This window comes from Candidatus Jordarchaeum sp. (genome assembly GCF_052745115.1).
This window is the reverse complement of sequence record NZ_JBRAKS010000342.1, coordinates 1-4,105: the sequence shown is the minus strand read 5'-3', so window position 1 is coordinate 4,105 and position 4,105 is coordinate 1. Positions and strand designations below refer to the sequence as shown.

The following is a 4,105-nucleotide window of genomic DNA, read 5'->3' as shown; positions in this document are numbered from 1 at the left end:
TTTTTTAAAATTTTGTGAGGACATCTTGAGAAACATACACAAGTGCAACTCTCTACATCGAGAAGGACTTAAAGTTGCAAAGAACTTCGCAAAATCCGCGAAAAATGGGATAAAAAATACTCAAGTTTTTAAAATAGAAGAGTTGAGGAATTTTTTAGCCCTGAATGATTTTTCTCATGGTTTCTTTTTCGATGTCTTCTATAAGCGGAATTCCGGTTATTTTGCTCGCTCTTTCGGATAGTGCTGCTAAGTCCCTTCTATTTATTAGGTTGAGTTTCCATTTTCTTACTCCGGCCATTAGCTGTTTTAATCCGGTTCCAATTTTATCAAAATAGTAGCTGTAGAGTCCAATTGCTCCTGGAGGTATTAAATCGTAGTCATTACCGTATCTTTCACGGAGTTCTGTGCTGCATACAAAGAACTTGTTGGGTTCGCCACCATAATTGCCTACGAACTCTAGTGGTAACGAGTTTTGTTCTGCTAGTTCTGAGAAGTAGGAGGCTTTCATAACCGCGGTGATCGGTGCTCTTGCCATTGCTATACTTTTCACGTAGGGTTCGCTGTTAAAATTGCTAAGGGCTATGGATTTGAATATCTGCGTCTCGCTGGTGAATCCGCCAGCCATGGCAATGTCTGGTATGTACATTTTATTTTCTTTCATCATCTTTATGCATTCTAAAATCTGTGTTTCCAGAAAAACTGTAGGTGTGGCGCACTCCTGCATCATGGGAACGGGACTCATACCAGTTCCGCCGCCTGCTCCATCAAAGGTAACTAGGTCGATCTCGGACTCGGAAGCACATTTCAACGTAAAAGCAACCACTGCGGGCTTATATGCTCCAGTTTTCAGAAACACCCGTTTAGCACCCTGTTCTCGGAGCCAGTCCACGTCCTCTAGAAAGCTTTTGTACTCTGGCATTCCCACCCTGCTGTGACGCTCAAAGGATTTTAGAGTTCCACTCTTAAAGGCTTCTTGAACGTTTGGGTCATCAGGATCGGGAATAACAATGTAGCCCCGATTCTTTAACATCCGGGCTTGGTCAATATCCGTTAATCGGACCTCGCCGCCAATAGCTTTTGCGCCTTGTCCCCACTTTCTCTCTATTATATTAACTTCCAGCTTTGATAGTGCGTATGCGTCTACACCTAATCGCTGGTCTTCGACGTTGGTTTGTACCACGATGTCTCCGTATTCTCCGTCCCAAAACTCTCGGTAAGCTTCTACTCTACTATTCATGTCTGGAGAATTGGTGACCACTCCATTGGTGAACTCTGAATCAGGATCCATTCCGCAAACGTTTTCGCCAATTACCTGCATGGTACCAGATATCGCGGCACCGACCGCCAAGCCCCTCCAATTGTGCTTAGCAACCTGAGTTGAACCTAACCCTGCGGTGAATACCGGGATTTTGAGCTTTACGCCTCCTACAGAGGTTTCGATGTCTGCTGCGGGAAAGATTGCCTTATCGGGGTCTGCTTCTATGCCTTCGGCTCCTATCACATCAACCATGATTTGAAAATCAGACCAGTCAACAATATAGTACTTGTTTGAGGCCGCGGTGCTCATTCCGTATTGCTCTGGCAGTGGGTAGAGTACTTCTCTTCCTCTAAAAGCAGCCTTCCCGATCTCACATAGAGTTCTACATTCATAGATACAAATGCTACACATTCCGCTAGTTGGAGACACATCCTTAACTCTGGTTTTGGCTCCAATAATGGACTTACTATTTAAGTTACTTTCCGGCATATTTGATACCTCTAGATTTATTTTCAAAGCAAATTATTTGTTTGACACATCATTACAGAACAAGGTGTTTCATGGCAAAGGATTCATTATTAATAGTTTTTATTGGTAGGCAGGTTATTCAAGTATAGCTTTTTGGAGTATAGATTTCTGGATTATAATTAAATTTTTTCAGTGAGTTATTCGCCGATTTCACTAACCTTTTTTCTGTATTTGGCTTCTACTTCTCTAATTGCTTCAATATTACTTTCAATAATAATTTCTTATCATGTTTATTAATTATTTTTCCTAAAATATAAGTCTATGACAATTTAAATTTATCGCATATTTCTTGCGTCCTAAATCAAAATATTTAATAAACCTTAGGCGTAATTAATACTTCCGGATTTTTTTTCCGTTTTCAAGCGTCTTTTATCACAGTTTTTGCATTTTTCGGTAGGATTTCTGAAGGATTTTAAACTTTTTCGCACCATTTCTGAATAAAAAATAATTACGCCAAAGGTCTAATGTATAAGTAAATTTCATAATAATCAATAACAGTTTGAAAAAGCCGCTAAAATGACTTGTAGCTAATATTTGAATTTTTAAACTACAAAAGAATTGTCATACCTTTTTTGAAAAATTTTTTATGGTTTTTCCTTTTCTAAGATTACCTTTAGGATATCTAATATTTGGAGGCCCCCTACTATCTTTCCTCTTTTGTCCACAACTGGAACACCTGTTAATTCTAGTTTGATCATTTTGTCAAGAGCGTCAGTGACGCTGTCGTCTAGCTCTACTGCAGCGTCCTTGGTTTCTTTACGCACCAGCCCTCCCGCTGTTTTTGAAAGTGATACTCGAATTGCTTCTGATAGATCATGTATATCCTTTACAGGAAGCACTCCGGTCATAAGTTTCGCCCAAGATATAAGATCGCTCAGAGGAATTACCCCTAGGAGCTTATTGTTTTCATCGACTACGAACATTCCACGGAGTTTGGGTGTTTCCACAAAAATCTTGATGATATCCTCTATTGGTGTGCCCTTATCAACTATCTCATTATATCTTTCCGAACTGTAAACATCCTTCACTTTAAGAGATATCATAATATTCCCATCCAAAAATAGTTATTTTATTGGGAATATAAAGATGTTGAATTAGACATTATTAATCAACACATATATTTTCAAACGGTTTTAACACATGCTTCTTTTCGTAACGTTATTTAAACTTACTGTTTATAATTAACTAGTGTTAAAAATGTGGGAAAACCAGTATTATGCAGTTCTAGTGAAATGTGCAATAAATATATGAAACTTTTATTAAAATATGAATAAAGAACATTTTTTGGAGAGTATTGTTTTGAAAACCTTTATTATTGCCGTGGGAGACGAACTACTTTCTGGCCGGACGCTTGATTATAATAGTTATTGGATTTCTAAGAGGCTTACCGGTCTCGGATTCGAGGTTTCGGGTATAAGTGTAGTACCTGACAGTTTGAAAGAAATTGAGGAGATTGTCCTTAGATATTTGGAGAAAGAAGCACAACTTATTGTTATTACGGGCGGACTGGGGCCCACTCCGGGGGACATTACCCTAGAGGCACTTTCAAAGGCTCTGAGAAGAAGGATGAGTGTTGAGCCTAGGGCTCTAGAGATGGTTAAGGATAAGTACCGCCAACTCTTTGAAGCAGGTCATGTTTCTAATCCGGATATAACCGAGGATAGAAAGAAGATGGCTATCCTACCAGCGGATAGTGTTCCTATTTTTAATGCGGTGGGTGTGGCTCCAGGAGTTTTTTTAACACAGGGCTCCACGAGGATTCTCGTCCTGCCAGGGGTTCCCTCAGAGATGATGTACATTCTGGAAATGGCAATCCCCCTAATATCTGAAAAAATTGGTGGTGTTATTAGAATAGCAGAGTTGGTGGTGGATGTTGGTGACGAATCAGCGCTTGCCCCCATTTTTAGAGAAGTTATGCAAAAGTTCCCGCAGGTTTCGGTAAAGTCATATCCTGCGGGGTTTGGAGATCAGGTTAGAATGAGAATTATAGCTTCCACAAAAACTAATAGTGTTAAAGATGGAGATTATATTTTAAGCAAAGCTTTAGAACTGGTAAAAAGCCTTATCAAAAATAGTATTTAGTTTGGGGGTTAAATCTTGTTTAGAAAAATGTTATATCCTTTGTTTAGAGGAGCCGGATTCACACAGGAAGAGATGCAACGACCAGTCATTGCGGTAGCAAATTCATGGACAGATGTTGTAGTGGGACATGTACATTTAAACAGGGTATCTGAGGCGGTCAAAGCAGGAATAAGGGCAGGAGGGGGAACCGTTGTCCGAAACTTACCCATTTAGGACACCGCCTAAATGGTGTTCGGT

4 protein-coding genes are annotated in these 4,105 nt (G+C 39.7%); 2 read left to right on the top strand and 2 right to left on the bottom strand.

Translation table 11 applies throughout. From position 1 onward, the window contains the following. Positions 1-154: 154 nt before the first annotated feature. A complete protein-coding gene (locus ACUVXA_RS17445; RefSeq protein ID WP_445872560.1) occupies positions 155-1,747 on the bottom strand; it encodes a glutamate synthase-related protein in 1,593 nt (530 codons plus the stop codon). Between the two features lie 623 nt (positions 1,748-2,370). Further along, a complete protein-coding gene (locus tag ACUVXA_RS17440) occupies positions 2,371-2,829 on the bottom strand; it encodes a CBS domain-containing protein (RefSeq protein ID WP_445872559.1) in 459 nt (152 codons plus the stop codon). 256 nt (positions 2,830-3,085) lie between these two features. Between ACUVXA_RS17440 and ACUVXA_RS17435 the strand changes: the two genes are divergently transcribed. After that, positions 3,086-3,868, top strand: coding sequence for a competence/damage-inducible protein A (locus ACUVXA_RS17435; RefSeq protein ID WP_445872558.1), 783 nt, complete (start codon positions 3,086-3,088; stop codon positions 3,866-3,868). Positions 3,869-3,895: 27 nt separating this feature from the next. After that, positions 3,896-4,081, top strand: coding sequence for a dihydroxy-acid dehydratase domain-containing protein (locus tag ACUVXA_RS17430; RefSeq protein WP_445872557.1), 186 nt, complete (start codon positions 3,896-3,898; stop codon positions 4,079-4,081). Positions 4,082-4,105: the final 24 nt, after the last annotated feature.